The 21101-nt window shown below is 38.6% G+C and carries 20 protein-coding genes and 1 pseudogene; 19 read left to right on the top strand and 2 right to left on the bottom strand.

The features are described 5' to 3' along the window. Positions 1-20: 20 nt before the first annotated feature. From nrfD to ribH, 9 genes are all read left to right on the top strand, one after another. A complete protein-coding gene (nrfD, locus tag H561_RS0110150) occupies positions 21-1418 on the top strand; it encodes an NrfD/PsrC family molybdoenzyme membrane anchor subunit (protein ID WP_027386891.1) in 1398 nt (465 codons plus the stop codon). Then, complete coding sequence (locus H561_RS0110145) at positions 1405-1926, top strand: DUF3341 domain-containing protein (protein ID WP_027386890.1); 522 nt, start codon at positions 1405-1407, stop codon at positions 1924-1926. Before nrfD ends, H561_RS0110145 begins: the two co-directional genes overlap by 14 nt. Beyond that, positions 1919-2638: a c-type cytochrome gene (locus H561_RS0110140; protein WP_034761943.1), complete on the top strand. Its 720-nt coding sequence runs from the start codon at positions 1919-1921 to the stop codon at positions 2636-2638. Before H561_RS0110145 ends, H561_RS0110140 begins: the two co-directional genes overlap by 8 nt. An 8-nt stretch (positions 2639-2646) precedes the next feature. Beyond that, entirely contained in the window at positions 2647-3978 is a 1332-nt protein-coding gene (locus tag H561_RS0110135) for a hypothetical protein (protein WP_027386888.1), read from the top strand. 136 nt (positions 3979-4114) lie between these two features. After that, on the top strand, positions 4115-5134 hold the full coding sequence (locus H561_RS0110130) for a hypothetical protein (protein WP_027386887.1): 1020 nt from the start codon (positions 4115-4117) through the stop codon (positions 5132-5134). Between the two features lie 50 nt (positions 5135-5184). Continuing rightward, positions 5185-6378, top strand: coding sequence for a hypothetical protein (locus H561_RS0110125; RefSeq protein WP_027386886.1), 1194 nt, complete (start codon positions 5185-5187; stop codon positions 6376-6378). Between the two features lie 5 nt (positions 6379-6383). After that, the gene (locus H561_RS0110120) at positions 6384-6920 is read left to right on the top strand and encodes an adenine phosphoribosyltransferase (protein ID WP_027386885.1); all 537 of its coding nucleotides are present in this window, start codon (positions 6384-6386) and stop codon (positions 6918-6920) included. Positions 6921-7100: 180 nt separating this feature from the next. Beyond that, entirely contained in the window at positions 7101-7808 is a 708-nt protein-coding gene (locus H561_RS0110110; protein ID WP_027386884.1) for a YfgM family protein, read from the top strand. 3 nt (positions 7809-7811) lie between these two features. Continuing rightward, the gene (gene ribH, locus H561_RS0110105) at positions 7812-8330 is read left to right on the top strand and encodes a 6,7-dimethyl-8-ribityllumazine synthase (RefSeq protein WP_027386883.1); all 519 of its coding nucleotides are present in this window, start codon (positions 7812-7814) and stop codon (positions 8328-8330) included. Positions 8331-8741: 411 nt separating this feature from the next. Here ribH and H561_RS24285 read toward each other — a convergent pair whose 3' ends face one another. After that, positions 8742-8978 (bottom strand): hypothetical protein, encoded by a 237-nt coding sequence (locus tag H561_RS24285; protein ID WP_228372252.1) that lies wholly within the window; start codon positions 8976-8978, stop codon positions 8742-8744. A 40-nt stretch (positions 8979-9018) separates the two neighbouring features. Here H561_RS24285 and H561_RS0110100 point away from each other — a divergent pair, with 40 nt between their 5' ends. Both H561_RS0110100 and ypfJ read left to right on the top strand, forming a co-directional pair. Then, positions 9019-10629, top strand: a complete 1611-nt coding sequence (locus H561_RS0110100) for an LTA synthase family protein (RefSeq protein WP_228372251.1) — start codon at positions 9019-9021, stop codon at positions 10627-10629. A gap of 74 nt (positions 10630-10703) precedes the next feature. After that, entirely contained in the window at positions 10704-11555 is an 852-nt protein-coding gene (ypfJ, locus tag H561_RS0110095; protein ID WP_027386881.1) for a KPN_02809 family neutral zinc metallopeptidase, read from the top strand. Positions 11556-11613: 58 nt separating this feature from the next. Here ypfJ and H561_RS0110090 read toward each other — a convergent pair whose 3' ends face one another. Then, entirely contained in the window at positions 11614-12435 is an 822-nt protein-coding gene (locus H561_RS0110090; protein ID WP_027386880.1) for a GLPGLI family protein, read from the bottom strand. 146 nt (positions 12436-12581) lie between these two features. On the opposite strand from H561_RS0110090, the gene H561_RS0110085 reads away from it, so the two are divergent. The 8 genes and pseudogenes from H561_RS0110085 to H561_RS0110050 all read left to right on the top strand — a co-directional run bounded on the left by H561_RS0110085 (position 12582) and on the right by H561_RS0110050 (position 21045). Next, on the top strand, positions 12582-12911 hold the full coding sequence (locus H561_RS0110085; RefSeq protein WP_027386879.1) for a HesB/IscA family protein: 330 nt from the start codon (positions 12582-12584) through the stop codon (positions 12909-12911). Between the two features lie 62 nt (positions 12912-12973). Continuing rightward, positions 12974-14422, top strand: coding sequence for a Fe-S cluster assembly protein SufB (gene sufB, locus H561_RS0110080; protein ID WP_027386878.1), 1449 nt, complete (start codon positions 12974-12976; stop codon positions 14420-14422). 165 nt (positions 14423-14587) lie between these two features. After that, complete coding sequence (gene sufC / locus H561_RS0110075; RefSeq protein ID WP_027386877.1) at positions 14588-15331, top strand: Fe-S cluster assembly ATPase SufC; 744 nt, start codon at positions 14588-14590, stop codon at positions 15329-15331. A 128-nt stretch (positions 15332-15459) separates the two neighbouring features. Then, on the top strand, positions 15460-16767 hold the full coding sequence (gene sufD, locus H561_RS0110070) for a Fe-S cluster assembly protein SufD (protein ID WP_027386876.1): 1308 nt from the start codon (positions 15460-15462) through the stop codon (positions 16765-16767). 313 nt (positions 16768-17080) lie between these two features. Further along, complete coding sequence (locus H561_RS0110065; protein WP_027386875.1) at positions 17081-18616, top strand: YifB family Mg chelatase-like AAA ATPase; 1536 nt, start codon at positions 17081-17083, stop codon at positions 18614-18616. Between the two features lie 132 nt (positions 18617-18748). Further along, entirely contained in the window at positions 18749-19969 is a 1221-nt protein-coding gene (locus tag H561_RS0110060) for a right-handed parallel beta-helix repeat-containing protein (protein WP_027386874.1), read from the top strand. A gap of 249 nt (positions 19970-20218) precedes the next feature. Next, a pseudogene (locus H561_RS23625) lies at positions 20219-20564 on the top strand (magnesium chelatase subunit ChlI family protein); the annotation flags it as partial. A 166-nt stretch (positions 20565-20730) separates the two neighbouring features. Further along, positions 20731-21045 carry a hypothetical protein gene (locus H561_RS0110050; RefSeq protein ID WP_027386873.1) on the top strand — a complete coding sequence of 105 codons (315 nt, stop codon included), beginning with the start codon at positions 20731-20733 and terminating at the stop codon, positions 21043-21045. The last annotated feature ends 56 nt before the right edge of the window (positions 21046-21101 follow it).

Raw genomic sequence — 21101 nt, 5'->3', positions numbered from 1 at the left:
AAATAATAAATAGGTAAAAAATGTCAGGACATTACGAAGCTCCGATAAGGGAACCTCTAATTATTGGTCACAAAACTTATCACGATATCACAGAAGATATTGCACGACCTATCGAAGAAAGAGCAGGTAAATTATGGTGGATTTCACTATATGCAGCCTTGGTTCTATTCATCTATGGATTCGGGTGTATCGCTTATACGATCGGGACAGGTATTGGAGCATGGGGGCTTAACAGAACTATTAACTGGGGTTGGGATATTACCAACTTCGTATGGTGGGTAGGGATCGGTCACGCCGGAACCCTAATCTCAGCAGTATTATTATTATTTAGACAGCGTTGGAGAATGTCTGTAAACCGTTCTGCAGAGGCGATGACGATCTTTGCCGTAGTGCAGGCCGCAATCTTCCCGGTAATCCACATGGGTAGAGTCTGGGTAGGATATTGGGTATTCCCTTTACCGAACCAGTTCGGTTCTCTTTGGGGGAACTTCAACTCTCCCCTGCTTTGGGACGTATTTGCGATCTCTACGTATTTCTCGGTATCAACGGTATTCTGGTTTATGGGATTAATCCCTGACTTTGCAATGATCAGAGACCGCGCAAAAACACCTTGGACAAAGAAAATCTATACATTCCTTGCCTTCGGCTGGGGTGGTAAGGCAAAACACTGGCAGAGATTCGAAGAACTTTCTTTGGTTCTTGCAGGTTTGGCAACACCGCTTGTATTCTCGGTACACACTACCGTATCTTTTGACTTCGCCACTTCGGTTATTAAAGGATGGCACTCTACGATCTATCCTCCATACTTCGTTGCCGGAGCGATCTTCTCTGGATTTGCAATGGTGCAGACACTATTGCTGATCGCCAGAAAAGTATGTCACCTTGAAGACTATATTACGATGTACCATATCGAAATCATGAACATTGTAATCATCTTAACAGGAGGTATGGTAACGGTAGCATATGCCACTGAGTATTTTATCGGATGGTATTCCGGATCAAGATATGAAGACTTTACCTATCTTTCACCAGGTGCCGCTGTCGGACCTTACTGGTGGGCTTTCTGGGCATTGATCACATGTAACCTGATTATCCCTGCCCTATTCTGGTTTAAGAGAATCAGAACCAATATTATCGCAACATTCATTATTGCATTGATCATCAACATCGGGATGTGGTTCGAGCGTTTTGACATTATCGTAATTAACCTTTCCAGAGACTACCTGCCTGGATCTTGGACAATGTTTAAGCCAACAATTATTGATGTAGGTGTATATTTAGGAACAATCGGGTTCTTCTCTGTATTATTCCTGTTATACGCAAGAACATTCCCTGTAATCGCACAGGCTGAATTAAAATCGATTTTGAAAATCTCAGGTGAAACTTATAAAGCAAAAGAAGGAGATGAGCACCACTAAAATTGTATACGGACTTTATGCTGACGACGACGATTTGATGAACGGCGTAAAAGCATTCAACGATAAAGGAATCGCAATAAACGAAGTTTATACTCCGTTTCCGGTTCACGGGCTAGACAAAGCGCTGGGGTTAAAGAAAACCAGAATTTCTGATGCCGCATTCCTTTACGCGCTTTATGGTGTTACAATCGGTTCTACGGTAACCTGGTATGTGATGAACCATGATTGGCCTCAGAATATCGGTGGTAAACCCGCTTTCGACTGGGCGCACAACATGCCGGCATTCGTAGTGCCTATGTTTGAGCTTATGGTATTTTGTGCCGCTCACATGATGTCATTGACTTTCTTGGTAAGAAATAAAATGTATCCAGGAGCTCCCGCACAGAATCCTGACCCGAGAACAACGGATGATAAATTCATGATGGAATTCGTAACTGAAGATGTAGAATCTGTAAAACAGCTGCTTATTGAAACCGGAGTTGAAGAAATAACTGTTAAAGATGCTTAAAATGAAAAAGAATGTACTAAAAATTACAGCAGTTTTAGGTTTAACAATGGTTTTACTTAACTCTTGCGGGCCGAAAGAGAATACACCATTAGTATATTTCCCTGATATGTATTTTCCGGTAGCTTACGATCCGTTGATGAAAGCTCAGGATGCCTATTCAGATCATGAAAATGAAATCCCGGCTTTCGTTAAAAATAACGGAGCGACAGGTCTTTCTCCTGTAGAAGGATCCGTAGCACAAAATAAAGATGGCGTTTTTGAAGAAGGTTTGCTTCCTAAAAATGTTGATGAATATAATGCAGGCTACGATGCATCTAAAAAAATGACAGTTTCTCCTTTGAACGCTGCCAATGCGGCAAAGGATATCGAAAGAGGAAAACAGTTGTTTGATAAAACATGTTCAGCCTGTCATGGGGTCGGAGGTGACGGACAGGGCCCGATTGTACAGACAGGAGCCTTTACAGGTGTTCCTAACTATGCCGACAGGGAACTTACGGTAGCATCCGTTCATTATGTAATAACAAACGGTAGAAATGCAATGGGATCTTATGCGGGACAACTGAACGCAGGAGACCGGTGGAGAGTAGCAATGTATGTGATGAATGCCTTTAAGAAAGGAGCTGCAGCACCTGCTACAGCAACACCGGCAGCATCAGCTACAGCGACGACAGCATCAGCAAAACCTGAAACTACTACCGCAACTAAAAAATAAGAAAAGAAATGTATAGTTTTTCACCAAAATTAAAATCAACTTCTATAATCCTTCTTGTTGTAGGTTTAGTTCTATTTGCTGTCGGTTTCTTTATGAATAAAGGGCTTACTACAGAGAAAATAGAACATATGATGGAAGCGGTTCATGCTTCTGGTCATACGGCTCCTACACATTCCAGTGAAATGATGGGTCCTCAGGATCATGCTGCTCACCTTGAGCACACTGAGCTTCAGGTACACAATCAACCTTTGGCGGCAATACATTTTGTAGCTGTATTTTTCTTTGGAGTAAGCTGCTGCGTATTATTCTTCTATTGTATTCAGCATGCTGCCCACGCAGGATGGCCGATCATTATTACCAGGGTCATGGAAGCCATTGCTTCTTATATCCCTTACGGAGGCGCGATCCTTGTCATTTTAATGATCCTGAATGTCACTCATATCGGGCACCTGTTCCACTGGATGGACCCGGAATTGACAGATCCTGAATCTGCTCATTTTGACGTGATTTTATTTGAAAAAAGAATATTCTTAAATATTCCTTTCTATGCCGTAAGAACATTGATCTATGTATTGGGAGCTTCATTCTTCGCATGGAAATTAAAGGCACAGTCTAAAAAAGTTGACGAAACCAAATCAAGAGCTGAATATCAGATGCTTTACAGATGGGCAGTAGGATATATCGCATTCTTCGGGTTTGCATCTGCAGCATGGGCTTGGGACTGGTTAATGTCTATCGACCCTCACTGGTATTCCACGATGTATATCTGGTATTCAATGGTGAGCTGTCTTTCAAGTGGTATTGCAGTAATCATTCTTTTAAGTGTTTACTTAAAGAAAAACGGATTCCTTCCTCAGTTCAATGACAACCATTTGCATGACCTTGGAGTTTTCCTTTTTGCAACAAGTATGCTTTGGACCTATACTTGGTTTGCTCAGTTCATGTTATATTGGTACGCCAACATTCCGGAAGAGGTAAATTACTTCTTCGGAAGGTTCCAGCACTATTCACCAACATTCTTACCGATGCTGATCGTTAACTTCTTATTGCCTTTATTGGTATTGGTGAGCAGCAGCATTAAGAGGAATTATAAAGTAGTAACGGTAATGGCAATCGTGGTAATCTGCGGACACCTTTTAGATTACTTTAATATGGTAATGCCGGGAACGGTAGGGCCATACTGGAAAACCCCAGAAGTATTCCTGTTAATTTTAGGAGCGGTTCTGTTTGTAGTCGGGTTATTCATGTTTACCGTGCTTTCAGCATTGGCTAAACTTAAATTGATTCCTACAGGAAACCCTTACCTACATGAATCTGAAATTTATGAGTATCCTTTCTAAGGAACTTGAAACAAAATAAAACTTTAAAAGACTGATTATTATAAATAATCAGTCTTTTTTTTTGCAATCAAGGCAACCTTTTAAAAAATCTGTTGTCTTTATAATAAATTAGATTTTAACTTAAAAATTATAAACAATGAAAAAAACGCAATTATTCTTTCTTCTCTTTGTGCTATGGCTAAACTTTTTTAACGCACAAACTACTGCTTTCCTTTCGGAGAAAACAAATCAGCCACTACCCAAAGTTTCTGTTTTCGGGAAAGATGGAAGCATTGTTGCCTATTCTGACATTGATGGGAAAATAGAACGAAAATCATTAAATCCTTCTCAGGAAAAGTTCCAGTTGGTGTATGACAATGTATCGATAGGAACATTTTCTTACGCTGAACTGGATAAAGAGGTCGTAAAATTAAATGACAGAGTAAAAGATATCGAAGCTGTTGTCATTAAGAATAACAAACCAGCAAAATATGCTTTGGTCAAAGGAAATTTCAATGCTTACGTCACTTTAAATAATAAACTGAATTGTTATGTGGATGGTATTGTCACATACGTTTTCGATAACAAAACTAAAAAGGTAAAAAGTACCAATATCGGACAGTACCGTATTTTCAGGTTAGAAAAGGCTTCAAACGAACGAAAGGAAACAGGCGCCTGGGATTACACGGCATTTCTTGATCTTCCAGCCTTAAAAAATGCAGGCAATATCGAAGAATTCAAAAGTAAAAAAGCAACGATAAAAGAACTTAAAGGAAACGGAAAAGACGAAATAGAAATTAGCGGCAGCGCACTTCAGGAAAAAGAACTGGCGCTTTTCGGCTATAGATTATACGATATCAAAACCATCATTAACCATTCCTATGATAAGGATTCAAAAAAGACTTTAAGGGATTTTCTGGAATCAAATGAAGTTGCTTTCATAAAGCTTAAGCACAAAACAGAACCGGATTACAATCAGGTGATTGTTTATAGAAATTTCTATCCTACAGAATTGGATTTCACCGATGATAACGAAGTTGCAGACAAAGTGAAACTCAATAAGAATATCAGTCAATACAATACTGAATATTGGCAGGATGCTTCTTTCCCGAATATGCAGGCTGTTTTCAGTTCTTTCTTTAAAGATGATCTGAAAGAGCAACAAAACAAAAAATAAAATCTGCTATTAATAAAGGTTTTACTAAATTTGTGGCAAACCGAATAAAAATGAAAAAGTTTTCTTTTCTGCTAATTTTCAGCCTGTTGCTTTTCACAGCATGCAAGAAAGACCATGTAGATGCTACCAGTACCCAAACTTTGCAGTCGAGTATCAATGATATGACAGCCAGCCTTCCGACCATTAAACAGATTAAGTTTAATGAAGCACTTTACATCCTGAAAACTTTTGGTGTAGAGGCTGACGGGGATGTTGCGGAGCTAAAAGCACTGGGACAGCTGATCAACGGGAAAAAAGTTCCTGAAATTATGTCAATGGCAGATCAGGTAGCGCAGAAAAACGGTATTGAATGGGCAAGCAATGCGCCGCCATCATTAGGAGAAATGAATATTTTCGGTGACGATAAAGCAAAAGAAAGTGATCCGAATGATATAAAAGCCAGCTCATTAAGTATTCTCATCAATCCTACCGGAGACGATGGAGCCGGAGCACCGACAGCACTTCAGATTGTGCCGAGACTGATTGACAATTCAGGAAAGCCCGTCGCATTTACGGGAGCAGGCCTTGAAGCCACTCTTGAAGTATTCAGCAACGGGGTAAAGCTTTCTACTGCAAAAAACCTGATGCAGGATAATAATTTCAAAGGATTTAATTTAAAATTCTCTTCCATTCCGGCAGCCAAAGTGGTGGATAATAAAATTGACATCACCGTATCCGTAAAAACTACGGCAAAGACCTTCAAAATGACCAAGATCGGTCTGGATGTAAATCCTTCATTACTGAAGGTTCCGGCTCCACAGGTGGTGGATTCAACAGCCATCAACCAGGATCCTGCCGTAATCGATCCGAACAATCCTGAAGCAACCGTACCGTCAACAGTTACAGATCCTGCAGCAACCACACCGGCAACGCCTAAACAACCAGCGGCAGACCCTAAAAATGTAGTATCCGGATTTTTAAATAATGTGAGTTCCCAAAACCTGAAAGCCGCTTATGGCGCTGCGAGCAATCCAAATTGGGGAAGTTATGAGTCATTCTCAAATCCCAGCTCCGGTTTCGGCTCTGTAAAAAATGTAAGTGTAAAGAATATCAGTTCAAATTTGGCCAATGCCAATGCAGCAAGTGTCAATGCAACCTATGATGTCACGGATAAAAGCGGAAGAACCACCTCTTTAAGAGCGACTTTCGGACTTAAAAATGTAAACGGGGAATGGAAAATTTCCAGCTATAAAATCAATCAATAAAGATAATGGCTTCACAGGAACTCATCAACAGGCTCGAAGAAAAAATTGAAAATGTATCTGATTTTCCGGTTCCCGGGATTCAGTTCAAAGATATTTCCCCGATCTTCCTTGACCCGAAGCTATATGAAGACGTAATTACAGACCTGGTTGCATTCAGTAAAGGAAAAATAGATGCAGTATGCGGAATTGAAAGTCGCGGTTATCTCTTCGGGATTGCTATCGCCGTAGCTCTGGAAGTTCCTTTTATTTTAATCAGAAAAGCAGGTAAACTCCCGCCACCGATGATTGCAGAAAAATACGACCTTGAATATGGAAGTGCCGTGATCGAAACCCGTGAAGGACAGATAAAACCGGGTCAGAGAATTCTTGTTCATGATGACCTTCTGGCAACCGGAGGGACTACGGAAGCCGCGGCAAAATTAGTGGAAAAGCAAGGTGCCACCGTTGCACAATTCAGTTTCCTGATTGGCTTAAAAGAATTGAACGGAGCAGAAAAACTGAAAAGATTCAATGCTGAAGTGTATCATATACTAGAATATTAAATCTTTAAAAACATATTTAAAAAGCCTTATGAATTTTTTGATAAGGCCTTTTTTATACCTGATAATTAATAAGGCACGGTACAGCCGGAATATTTGTTTAATTTTTATCAATAATCCTTACAAAGTATTTTGTAAATCACTCAGAAACAATTAAATTTGCATTTCAATTTTTAATAATTTATGGCAAAACTTACAAAGAATGCTCAGGATGAGCAAGAAGGTAAAGAAACAGTGGAGTTTTTTAAAGATCTTGACAGAGAGGCTTTAAACACAGAAAGATTCCTTGAAAGATATTCAAAACCGCTGGGTATTGTTTTCGGAGCACTGATTTTAGGTGTACTGGGATTTTTTGGTTACAAACAATTTGTTGTAGCTCCTAAAAATGTTGAAGCTGTTAAAAGTTTCCTGGCTGCTCAGAAAAATCTTGCTGAAGGCAAAGAAAAAGAAGCACTGGGGGGAAAATCTGCTGCTAATCCGGGCTTCCTGGGAACTTATAATGAATATTCTGCGACAAATGTCGGTAAACTTTCCGCTTATAATGCAGGGATTTTAAAGTTTAAAGAAGGGAAATTCCAGGAAGCATATGATCTTCTGGATAAATTTTCTTCAGATAACAAAACAATGATGGCTATGAAGTTTGGCGCCATGGCAGATTCTCAGTCGGGCCTTAACAAGAATGATGATGCTTTGCAATTATTGGAAAAAGCAGCTTCAGCTTCTGATGATCCTTATACTACCTATTATTTCACAAGAAAGGCAGGGATTTTAGCATTAGGCCTAAATAAAAAAGCAGATGCAAAAAAATATTTTTCTGCTATTGACGAAAAATACCAGGACTACGATAACGGAATGTCCGATTCTTATATTGAAATGACTAAATATTACTAAATAATGGCAACAGTTAATCTTTCTGATTACAAGCCACTTCATATAAACAATGCCGATGAGTTTTCTATCGGCATTGTTTTTTCCGAGTGGAATGATTTTGTAACCTACAATCTTCGTGATGCAGCATTGGAAATCCTTCAAAAAGAAGGCGTGAAATCTGAAAATATTAAACTTTTTCCGGTTCCCGGAGCTTTTGAGCTGAATTACGCCAGTATGCAGCTTTGCAAAGAACGGAAATATGATGCGGTTATTTCAATTGGATGTATCATCCGCGGCGAGACCCCTCATTTTGATTATGTATGCTCAGCCGTTGCCCAGGGAATAAAAGACTGTAATATATTAACCGATACGCCTACCATTTTCTGCGTACTTACCGATGATACAAAAGAACAGTCTATCGCAAGAAGCGGCGGCGACCTCGGAAATAAAGGCGTTGAAGCAGCAGTAACAGCCTTAAGAATGATCAACTTCAAAAAAAGCCTTTCGGATAAAAAAGGAAATATAGGTTTCGGCCATTCTTAACAGAGATATCTTATTAAAAGAAAATCAGGAACTACAATTTGTAGTTCTTTTTTTATTAAAAATAGTTAAAAAGAAGACCAGACTGTCTTATTATAATTTTAATGAAATTTTAAAAATTTATAAATTTTCTAAATAATAGGGTTATTTTAAGATTTTATATTGAATGATTCTGCTTAAAAAGTATATTTGCAAAAATTAATATACAGTTAACCTTATGTTTATTCAGAAAATAAAACCCTTCTTATACCTGGGTATTTTTTACCTTATCATCTCTTTGATCTTAAGAACTGTATTTTTATTTCATCCCATCACGACAGCCAGTTTCGGAATTTTTCAAATACTGAAAATTCTGGCCGTCGGATTTATTAATGATTGCTTTGTTTTCATTTTAACCTGTCCTTTTCTGGCACTTTATTTTCTGTTTTTATCCAATTCAAAATACAGGAAACCATACGGGCAGATCATTTTAGGATTATTGATACTTTTCTTTCTGTATATACTTCTCCTTCCAAATAACATTTTCAAACAGTACGGCGGTTCAATTGCTGAAATCGCATTGGCATTCACCGGCTTAAAGATCATTTTTTTCGGACTGATGTTTTTTTTACCGGAAAAGCGGCTGAAGATCAGGAACATCTTGTATTTCATTACCGTTTTTATCTACGTTTTATTAATTGTCTTTAATTCGGTGAGTGAATATTTTTTTTACACTGAATTCGGCCTGAGGTACAACTTTATTGCAGTAGATTACCTGATCTATACCAATGAAGTGATCGGCAATATCATGGAAAGCTATCCTGTCATTCCGTTATTCCTGGCAATTTTTGCCGTTGCCGCATCAGTCACGATTTTTATTTATAAAAAAACAAAAACGGAACTTCTGACATTGCCGAACCTGAAACAGAAGCTCATTCTGCTTGGATCCTTTTTTGTTCTGACAGGCATCAGTTTACTGGGACTCCACTTTACAACAAAAATAACCGCATGTAATGTTTTTGAAGAAGAAATCCAGGCCAACGGGTTGCCGAAATTTTATTGGGCATTTACCCACAATGAATTGGATTACTTTCAGTTTTATCCGAAAATCGAACAGAAACTGGCAGAAAAAAATTTCTTAAGTCAGTTTTCAGAACCTGTTCTAAAAAGAAACATCACTTCCGAACAGCCTGAATTAAAGAAAAATGTTGTTTTAATTTCCATAGAAAGCCTGTCTGCCGATTTTATGGAACATTATGGAAATAAGGAAAAGCTTACTCCTTTTTTAGACCGCCTGGCAGACCGATCACTGATGTTCACCAATCTTTATGCTACCGGAAACCGGACAGTCCGGGGCCTGGAAGCACTGACCCTTTGCATTCCTCCTACTGCCGGGGAAAGCATTATTAAAAGAGAAAATAATAAAAATAAATTTACCACAGGAAGCGTCTTCCGTTCAAAAGGATATGATGTGAAATTTTTGTACGGAGGTTACAGTTATTTCGATAACATGCAGGATTTCTTTGAAGGAAACGGCTACGGAATTGTTGACCGCAACAATTTTAAACCTGAAGAAATCACATTCGCCAATGTCTGGGGGGTTGCCGATGAAGATATGGCTAAAAAAGCAATCCAGACCATGAATCAGGAAAGCCGGTCGGGAAAACCCTTTTTCAATCACTGGATGACGGTTTCCAACCATCGTCCCTTTACTTATCCGAATGGCAGGATTAATGTTCCCGGCAATGCGAAATCACGTGAAGGCGGCGTAAAATATACGGATTATGCCTTGCGGAAGTTTTTTGAAATGGCTGAAAAGCAGCAATGGTATAAAAATACGGTATTCATTATTATTGCCGATCATTGTGCCTCGAGCGCAGGAAAGATGGAGCTTCCGATGGATAAATACAGGATTCCCGCCATAATTTTTTCTGAAGGCTTTATTCAGCCACAGAAATTCACAAAAACAATGTCACAGATTGATGTGATGCCTACCCTTTTCGGATTACTGAATTTTAACTATCAGTCTGAATTTTTAGGGCAGGATGTATTCACAAAAGAATTCCGGCCGAAAGCCTATATTGCCACCTATGAAGACCTGGGATTAATACAGGATAATTACTTAACCGTACTTTCTCCGGTCAGAAAAGTAAAACAGTATGCTTTATTTCAGCAAAAGAATAACCTCAGTCCCGAATTCAATATGTATTTCGATGAGAAATCTCTAAAAAAAGACAGACGGAATGAGAAGCTTATCGAAGAAACGATTTCTGCATATCAGTCAACCTCGTTCTGGCTTAAAAAAAACAGGCTTAATCGCTAATTAATACTAAAAAAAGTCATCCATCGATGAAACATATGTTTTAAATAATTAAATTTACATATAAATAATAAACTATGAGATGGACAGACGACAGAAGTGGTAATGTGGAAGACCGGCGCGGATTAGGCGGCGGAGCCTTAGTAGGAGGAGGACTGGGAACCCTGATTATTGCAGCCATTGTATTTTTCCTGGGAGGAGACCCTTCTGCTATCCTATCTTCAGGATCAGGATCAGGCTCGCCCAGAACCGAACAGAGGCAGCTCAGTGAAAAAGAGCTGAAAGTAAGGGAATTTGTACAAATGGTTACGGCTGAAAATGAAGAAACATGGACTAAAATTTTTGCTGAAAACGGAATGCAGTATCAGCCGGCAAAGGTAATCCTGTTCGAAGATACTACGGAGTCCGGTTGCGGTACCGCACAGGCTGCAATGGGCCCATTTTACTGTCCGGCAGACCAATCGGTATATATGGATATGAGTTTTTTTAAAGAGCTCCAGTCAAAATTCGGGGCACAGGTTACTGAATTCACCATTGCCTATGTAATGGCGCATGAAATCGGTCATCACGTCCAGACCCTCTTAGGAACCACTCAGAAAGTTGATGAATTGAGAAGAAGCGGCAGTTATTCTGAAGAGCAAATGAACAGAGTTTCTGTAGCCACAGAGCTTCAGGCAGATTTCTATGCCGGAGTCTGGTCAAAACAAACGGATGCCAGGGAAAAAATTCTGGAGCCGGGAGATATTGATGCAGCCATCAGCGCGGCAGAAGCGGTAGGTGATGACAACATTCAGAAAAGATCCCAGGGATATGTGAACCAGGAAAGTTTTACACACGGGTCATCCGCGCAGCGTAAAGAATGGTTTATGAAAGGCTACAATACCGGAGATATCAAGCAGGGTGACACTTTCAATCAGCTTTTGAAATAATTTCAATTTATTTATAAAAAATAACCCTGAAGAAAATGATCTTCAGGGTTTATTATTTTTACTGCAGTTCGATAGGGTTGCTGTTCTTTTTAGCTTCTTCTTTTATCCGTTCTTCCATCCGTTTCCTCATATCGGCGGGGTTCTGGTTTCCGCCACCTCCCATTCTGATCTGTGGGCCACCTCCCTGGCTCATGAAAGCCATAGGATCTTCCTGAAACTTCTTCTGCTGTTTTATATAATCGGCTCGTTTTACTTTAATTGTGTTTCCGAATTGGTTTAGTGCCGGAAGGTCTGTGATTTTATAATTTTTCATCAGATCAAAAGAATAATCTCCCTTATCATCCTCCACTTTTACAATAAGTCCTGGAAGTCCGTTAAATTTATACGGCCCGTCAGGGTAAGGAAGATCGGTGGTAAACCAGGCAGTCCATTTTCTGCCTCCGAAATCTGTTTCTGCCTTTTGTACTTTATACTCCCCTATTTTTCTTGTTTCAGAAGAAATTTTCCAGTTGATCGGCCTTTCTTCTTCATAGATGTACATATCCCGCCCGATCCTGTCTTTAAAAAAAGTTTTCTGATCGGCCTTATCTTTTTCAATAGTATAATTAATATTGGATCTTAAACCCTCCATCTGTTCTCTGTTAAACCCTCTGGCTCCGCCGCTCTTAAAATTGGCCTGCATAACGGAATCTCTTTTAATCCGGTTCTCAGAATAGAAAACCGATTTTTCCGGCGAGATATCCAGATAAGCATTTTCAGTTTTACTTTCATTTTTGTTGGAAGCATCAGGTTTTGTCGTCACCTGGTATACAAACCTGTTGGTTTGTGCAAAAACAGTATGTATGAACAAAACGAAAGCTATAAGTATTGGCTTTTTCATTATAAGGCTAATTTATTGTTTTGATCTTAAAATATTATCGAAGTTAAAGGCATCAATAATAAAAATCGATAAAATAAAATCGCTAATTTTTATATACTGATTATTGTTCGTATTTTTGTAACATTAAATCATTCTAAATAAATACAATGATAAAAGTATCAGACCAAGCAAAGGCCAAAGCCATTCAGCTGATGACAGAGGAAGGCTTCAACCCGGTTGAAGATTATATAAGAGTGGGGGTAAAAAGCGGAGGATGTTCTGGTTTAGAATATGTTTTGAGATTTGACAACCAAAAAACAGACACTGATCAGATGTTTGAAGACAATAATGTTAAAATCATTATTGATAAAAAATCAATTCTTTATCTGGCCGGGACCGTTCTTGAATATTCAGGAGGCTTAAACGGAAAAGGATTTGTATTTAACAATCCGAACGCATCCCGGACCTGCGGATGCGGAGAAAGTTTTTCTTTATAATTAGAAATCAGGGTCAGAAGCATATTGCAGAAACTGACCTCTGATGTCTATAATCTACTAAAATGAGTAAATATACTGAAGACGATCTGAGGGTCGATCTAGAAAATAAAAAATATGAATTCGGCTGGGAAACGAAAATCGATTACGAAGATTTTCCGATCGGCCTGAATGAAGATATTGTCCGTGCTATTTCCGCTAAAAAAGAAGAGCCGGAATGGATGACAGACTGGCGTCTGGAATCTTTCAGAATCTGGAAAAAAATGATTGAGCCGGAATGGGCTAATATCAAATATACAAAACCCGATTTTCAGGCTATAAAATATTATGCTGCTCCGAAATCAAAACCGGAGCTGGACAGCCTTGATGAAGTAGATCCTGAGTTGCTGGCAACTTTCGCTAAATTAGGGATCAATATCGAAGAACAGAAAAGGCTTTCCGGCGTTGCTGTAGATATCGTGATGGATTCAGTTTCCGTGAAAACCACTTTCCAGCATACCCTGGCGGAGAAAGGAATTATTTTCTGTTCAATTTCAGAAGCTATTAAAAATCATCCGGATTTGATAAGAAAATATCTCGGAAAAGTAGTTCCTAGAGGTGATAATTTCTATGCCGCCCTGAATTCTGCCGTTTTTTCTGACGGAAGTTTCTGCTATATTCCGAAAGGCGTGAGATGCCCTATGGAGTTATCCACCTATTTCCGTATCAATCAGGCAGGAACGGGACAGTTTGAAAGAACGCTCGTGATTGCAGATGAAGGAAGCTATGTGTCTTATCTTGAAGGATGTACAGCACCTTCAAGAGATGAGAATCAGCTTCACGCAGCGGTGGTTGAACTGATTGCACTGGATAATGCAGAAATCAAATATTCAACCGTTCAGAACTGGTATCCTGGAAATGAAGAAGGAAAAGGGGGTGTGTTCAATTTTGTAACGAAAAGAGGGCTTTGCGAAACAAAAGCAAAAATCTCCTGGACCCAGGTGGAAACAGGCTCTGCGGTAACTTGGAAATATCCGTCATGCATCCTGAAGGGTGACGGTTCCATCGGTGAGTTCTACTCTATCGCGGTAACCAACAATCACCAGTATGCCGATACAGGAACCAAAATGATCCACATCGGTAAAAATACAAAGTCAACCATTATTTCGAAAGGGATCTCTGCAGGAAAATCCCAGAACTCATACAGGGGCCTGGTAAAAGTAATGCCGTCAGCCAAAGGAGCAAGAAACTTCTCACAATGTGATTCTTTACTGATGGGCAATGAATGCGGAGCGCATACGTTCCCGTATATCGAAATCAAAGACCCTACAGCACAGCTGGAACATGAAGCCACCACTTCAAAAATCGGGGAAGACCAGATTTTCTACTGCAACCAGAGAGGGATTGATACGGAAAGAGCCATTGCTTTGATCGTAAACGGATTCAGTAAGGAAGTTTTAAATAAACTGCCTATGGAATTTGCTATCGAAGCCCAGAAACTGCTGGAGATTTCATTAGAAGGTTCTGTAGGATAAATTATTATTTAGTCTGACATTACTTTGTCATTCCGAATAAAACAAAACGTCGTGAAGGCTTAAATGATTACATCAGATCTTTTTTCTTCACGGAAATAAAAAATAAAGAATATAAAGCGGTAATATAATTTAGATTATCCATTACCAAATGATCATATCAAAACTATGTTAAACATAAAAAACTTACACGCCAGAATCGAAGACGGCGCACAAATTTTAAAAGGGATCAATCTTGAAATAAAGCCGGGCGAAGTTCATGCGATCATGGGACCGAACGGAGCCGGAAAATCTACGCTTTCATCCATCATTGCAGGGAAAGAAGATTACGAAGTAACGGAAGGTGAAATTATCTTTGACGGAGAAAACATTATTGAAGATGCTCCGGAAGAAAGAGCCCATAAAGGGATTTTCCTTTCTTTCCAGTATCCGGTGGAAATTCCGGGTGTTTCCGTAACCAATTTTATCAAAGCGGCCGTAAACGAGAACAGAAAAGCAAACGGATTGGAAGATATGTCAGCCAAAGATATGCTTGGCATGATCCGTGAAAAATCTGAAAAACTGGGCATTAAAAAAGACTTCCTTTCAAGATCACTCAACGAAGGCTTCTCCGGAGGTGAAAAGAAAAGAAATGAGATCTTCCAGATGATGATGCTTAATCCAAAACTGGCTATTCTTGACGAAACAGATTCAGGACTGGATATTGATGCCTTAAGAATCGTTGCAGACGGCGTAAATACTTTTAAAAGCGAAGGAAATGCCGTTCTTCTGATTACCCATTATCAAAGACTGCTTAACTATATTCAGCCTGATTTTGTTCATGTTCTGGCCAACGGTAGAATCATCAAGACCGGTGATAAATCTCTTGCCCTTGAACTGGAAGAAAAAGGATACGACTGGCTTCTAAATTAATTGAAGGATTCAAAAATTGAAAAACAGAAATGTTTTATTAATTGATGTTTAAAACTATTCATTCCACGGAATGACAGATTTCAGCCTAATAAAAAGAAAAAATGGTGCAAACCACATATATACCAGTAATGGCATTAAAAGAACAGATTATAGAAAACCATCATGCGTTTTTGGAGAGCCTTCGTCACAGATTTCTGGATGAGGATAGAAAAACAGCTCTTCAAAGATTTGAAAACATGGGTTTTCCGACTAAAAAAGACGAAGAATTCAAGTATACCAACCTTAAGGAAATTACTGAAAAAGAATATAATTTTTTCCCGAAAGAAAATCATAACATCACCAAAGAGCAGCTGGACCAGCTTCATCTGGGTGAAGAAAATTTTGACTGGATTACTTTTGTAAACGGTAAGCTTCGCAAAGAACTGTCTAAAGTTTCCATAGAAAACGTTGAGTTTCTTTCATTTAATTATGCATTGAATGATGAGAAACATAAAGATGTTTTTGAGCAGTATTTTAATACCATTGCAGCCAAAGATTCTGCTTTTGCCAACCTGAATCAAGCCTACTGCAAATATGGGTTCTTTCTTAAAGTTCCTAAAAATGTAGTGATTGAAAAACCGATTCACATTTTTTATATTTCCCAGAATCAGGAAGAAAATACCTTCTACAATACCCGGAATTTATTAATTGCAGAAGAAGGATCCAAAGTGGAAATCATTGAAAGCCACCACAATTTTGACAGCATCTATGTATTGACAAATTCGGTGACAGAAATTTTCACCCATCCCAATGCAAAAGCAGACTGGCATAAAGTACAGAATGACAATGATACGTCCTATCTTATCGACAGTACTTTTGCCAGGCAGGAAAAAGACAGCTTAACCACGGTGAATACCTTCTCTTTCGGAGGTAAGCTGGTCAGGAACAACCTTGATTTCATCCATAACGGATCGAATATCAATTCATTCATGAACGGAATCACCATCATCGGAAAAGATCAGCTGGTAGACCACCATACGGCGGTTCACCATAAATTTCCGAATTGTGAAAGCTATCAGAATTACAAGGGTATTTTCAACGGAAAATCTCACGGGGTATTTAACGGGAAAGTCTTTGTAGATAAATTGGCCCAGAAAACCAATGCCTACCAGCAAAATAACAATGTTTTATTAAGTGAAGGTGCTGTTATTAATACCAAGCCTCAGCTGGAAATTTTTGCAGATGATGTGAAATGTTCCCACGGCTGTACGGTAGGCCAGCTGAATGAGGATGCCTTATTTTATCTGAGGGCAAGAGGTATTTCTAAAAAGGCAGCCCAGGCACTCCTTTTATATGCTTTTGCCAATGACGCGATGCAGAATATTGACATCGAACCGTTAAAAGAAAAAATTTCAAAGCTTTTGGCTGAGAAACTGGAAGTTGATATAGAATTTTAATTACTATATAGTTGATAAATACATAACGGCTGTTTCAGGAATGAAGCAGCTGTTTTAATTATATTAATGATAAAATACGCCGTCAGATAAAAAATCGATAAGCCATTCACATTGAATGCTTTGTAATTTATTTTCAAATTCATAATTTATTTAGTCAGCTGATTTTTTTAAGAATTATTTAAATTTTATGTAAATACTTTACGGCCAGATCAATAAATAAACGAATATTTTTTTATTGTTTTGGAAATCAGGTGAATTTCAGTAAGAAAAGCAATTATTTATAATTTTTTATTTTTACTGTAAACACCTATCAATGCTGATTAAAATTTACGGAAGTGCCATTCACGGAGTTGCGGCACAGACCATTACCATCGAAGTTAACGTAGATACCGGAGGAATAGGCTACCATTTAGTAGGCCTTCCCGATAATGCCATCAAGGAAAGCAGTTACAGAATTTCTGCCGCTTTAAAGAATGTCGGTTACAAAATCCCCGGAAAAAAAATCACGATCAATATGGCGCCGGCAGATCTCCGTAAAGAAGGAGCTGCCTATGACCTGAGCATCGCCATAGGCATACTTGCAGCCTCTGATCAGATTCTGGCAGAAAATATACAGGATTATATCATTATGGGTGAGCTTTCTCTCGACGGAAACCTGCAGCCGGTCCGTGGCGTTCTACCGATTGCCATTCAGGCCCGTGAAGAAGGCTTTAAAGGAATCATCCTTCCGAGACAGAATACCCGTGAAGCTGCCATTGTAAATAACATCGATGTTTTTGCCGCCGAAAACATCAAAGAAGTGATCGATTTTTTTAATGAAGGGAAACCGCTTCAGAAAGTTGAGATCGACACCCGAAAAGAGTTTCAGGAGAAAGTGAATGATTTTCCTTTTGATTTTTCCGAAGTTAAGGGACAGGAAACGGCAAAGCGGGCCATGGAAGTGGCTGCAGCCGGAGGCCACAATATCATCCTGATCGGCCCTCCGGGAAGCGGGAAAACCATGCTTGCCAAAAGGGTTCCGAGTATCCTGCCACCACTATCATTAAAGGAAGCATTGGAAACCACAAAGATCCATTCTGTTGCCGGGAAAATGGGAACGGAAACTTCTTTGATGACCGTGCGCCCTTTCCGTTCACCGCACCATACGATATCAGATGTGGCCTTGGTAGGCGGCGGCAGTTATCCGCAACCCGGGGAAATATCATTAGCGCATAACGGCGTTTTATTTCTTGATGAAATGCCGGAATTCAAAAGAACGGTTTTGGAAGTCATGCGCCAGCCGCTGGAAGACCGGGAAGTTACCATATCAAGAGCACGGTTTACCGTCAACTATCCTGCAAGCTTTATGCTGGTGGCTTCCATGAATCCAAGCCCTAGCGGATTTTTTCCGGATGATCCTAATAATACCTCTACCTCTTATGAAATGCAGCGGTATATGAGTAAGCTCTCCGGGCCTCTTTTAGACAGGATTGACATTCATATTGAAGTGCAGAAAGTGGAATTCGAACAGCTGACTGAACGGAGGAAAGGTGAAAAAAGCGAAGACATCAGAAAACGTGTACTGACAGCCCGTGAAATCCAGCGGGAACGGTATAAGGAGCTAAAGATAAGTTACAACGCCCAGATTGGACCAAAAGAAATTGAAGAATACTGCAACCTGGATGAATCTTCTTTCAACCTCATCAAAATGGCCATGGAAAAGCTTAACCTTTCTGCAAGAGCTTATGACAGAATTTTAAAAGTAGCTCGAACCATTGCCGATCTTGAAGAATCTAAGCATATCCTTTCCCAGCATGTCTCTGAAGCAATACAGTACCGAAGCTTAGACCGGGAATTCTGGAATGCATGATAACATTATATAATCTGCAATTAATTTAAAGATAAAATTACTTGATTATAAATTTTACGACGACTTTTGTCGCATTGGCTTATGATCTTTGCATTATAAAAACATAAGTAATTAATTTTTAAAGCAAGTATTATGATTTACACAAACGATTTTTTTGCCGTTAACAGCTCTTATCCTAACGATAACCTAGTACATTTAGTAGATAGCTATACCAAAGAAAATGTAAACTTTATTAAAACATCCATCTGGTTAAATGGTTCTACTATGAATGATAATTTGTTAGATGGAATTATCTATAGAAAAAAAGGGAGTGATTATTATGTAAATACCCATATTCTGTCAGGTACAGCATTGAATGCAAAAATATTTGGAGTACAAGCGGATGGCAATACTGACGATTCAGATGCATTACAAAGAGCCTTTGATTTTTGTGGTAAAAACGGATGGAAGTTATTATTGCCAATTGGACAGATTATCATTTCTCGGTCTATTGAATGTAATATGGTTTCTCCCAATATATCCAGAAGATTTCAGCTGATCGGCGCAGGGGTTGATTTAACAATTATCAGCTCAATAGGCTCTACAGGAGGGCTTAGATTTATTTCGGATAATAATTCACCTTATTATTTAACATTATCAGGATTTTCCATCAGACGTCCGGATGTTACACAGTCCTCAGGAGGAGCTGGGATCTACATCAGTAAGCTTATGGAAATCAGCATGAAGGATATTGAAGTTTTTAAATTTAATATAGGAGTACAAGTGATGGAAACTTGTTCATCTTTGTTTGAAAATGTTAAAGCCCACTGGGGAGATACTGGATTCTACAGCGCAGCCTATAATAGCAGCAATAATATCTTACTTACTAACCCTAACTTACTCTCTTTCATCAATTGTCATTTTAATTCAAATTCAGTGAAAGGTGTCGAGTTGTATCATGTTCATAATGTTAAGTTTGATGGATGTGGTTTTGAAGGAAATAAAGGAAATGCATTAGAAGCTATATTTAATGCGGCTAATGGAAAAGTTGGTTTAAACCTTTTAAATAATTATTTTGAAGGAACGTCAAATGGAGTTGATGTATATTATACCTTAAATGCTGGAGGAACGGCTAATTTTATAGGAAATAGTTTTAACAGATTAAATAATTCTATTTACACCTCCCTTTACATAATTTCTAATACCTCAGAAAAAAAATATCTGAATTTCATTGGAAACGGATTTTTAAATGGTAATGAATTTACTCCTGCAGGTGATAAGCCGGCTGTATTAATCGGAGGTAATACTAATAACATTCACTACACTGATAGTAATTATTATGAAACTTCTTCGGATGCACTAGTTGTTCTTTAAAAATTGGAAAAGATAATAATATATTAGTTTTTTAATTTTACAGTATAGCCGAATATGGATTTGTAAATTTGATCCATAAAAAACCTGATATAAATAAAGAGAATATTATCTGAAATCTGCTTTCGTTTTGGGAAGCAGATTTTTTTATTCAATAGATTATAAAGATGAATGGCTGTACTCTCTTATACTTATGGTGCATTTGACATTGCTTTTTGAAATGCTGGAAATTTATTAATGAATTCCTTGTGGAAATTCGAACAACTGACTGAACGGAGGAAAGGTGAAAAAAGCGAGGACATTAGAAAGCGTGCATTGACGTGAAATCCAGCGGGAATGGTATAAGGAGTTAAAGATAAGTTACAACGCCCAGATTGGACCAAAAGAAATTGAAGAATACTGCCACCTGGATGAACCTTCTTTCAACCTCATCAAAATGGCTATGGAAAAGCTTAACCTTTCTGCAAGAGCTTATGACAGAATTTTAAAAGTAGCCCGAACCATTGCCGATCTTGAAGAATCTGAAGATATCCTTTCCCAGCATGTCTCTGAAGCAATACAGTACCGAAGCTTAGACCGGGAATTCTGGAATGCATGATATCAATATCGCCCTTAATATTAATTATTTATGCTAATATAAAAGCCGATAAGAATCAATTATCTGGATTATTTTTTGATTAAAATATTTTACGACACGTTTTGTCGTTTCACATCGCTATGTTTGCAATCAGAACATTAAATCAAATCAGAATACATCTGAAAGTATGGAAATCAATCAAGAACAGCAGGAGCTCACTTCAATCAGTTTATTATCTGATAATTATTTTGCGGCCCATGAAAGCTTAGTGGTCAGCATCAGCGTCAGACCTTCAAAGTTTAAAAAATTAATATTGAAAAACACCGGAGGGCAATCTGCGGAATTTATATGGCAGAAAAATACGGTTTCAGAAGATGAAGACAAAGGCTATTTCAAGGAAACCCTGAATGATCTCGGAGTAAAAATCAATCATATCGGAGATTCTGTCGTCATCATCAACGGAGGAGCAGAACAGCATCTCCAGGCAGAGTTAAAAGTTTAATAACCACAGAAATTCACAGTCGTTCTCTTCTTTTTTTTATTTGGTTTCTGACTTTT

The sequence above is a fragment of the Chryseobacterium gregarium DSM 19109 genome (assembly GCF_000430845.1).
Classification (GTDB): Bacteria; Bacteroidota; Bacteroidia; order Flavobacteriales; family Weeksellaceae; genus Chryseobacterium; species Chryseobacterium gregarium.
This window is presented reverse-complemented; position numbering and strand designations above follow the sequence as displayed.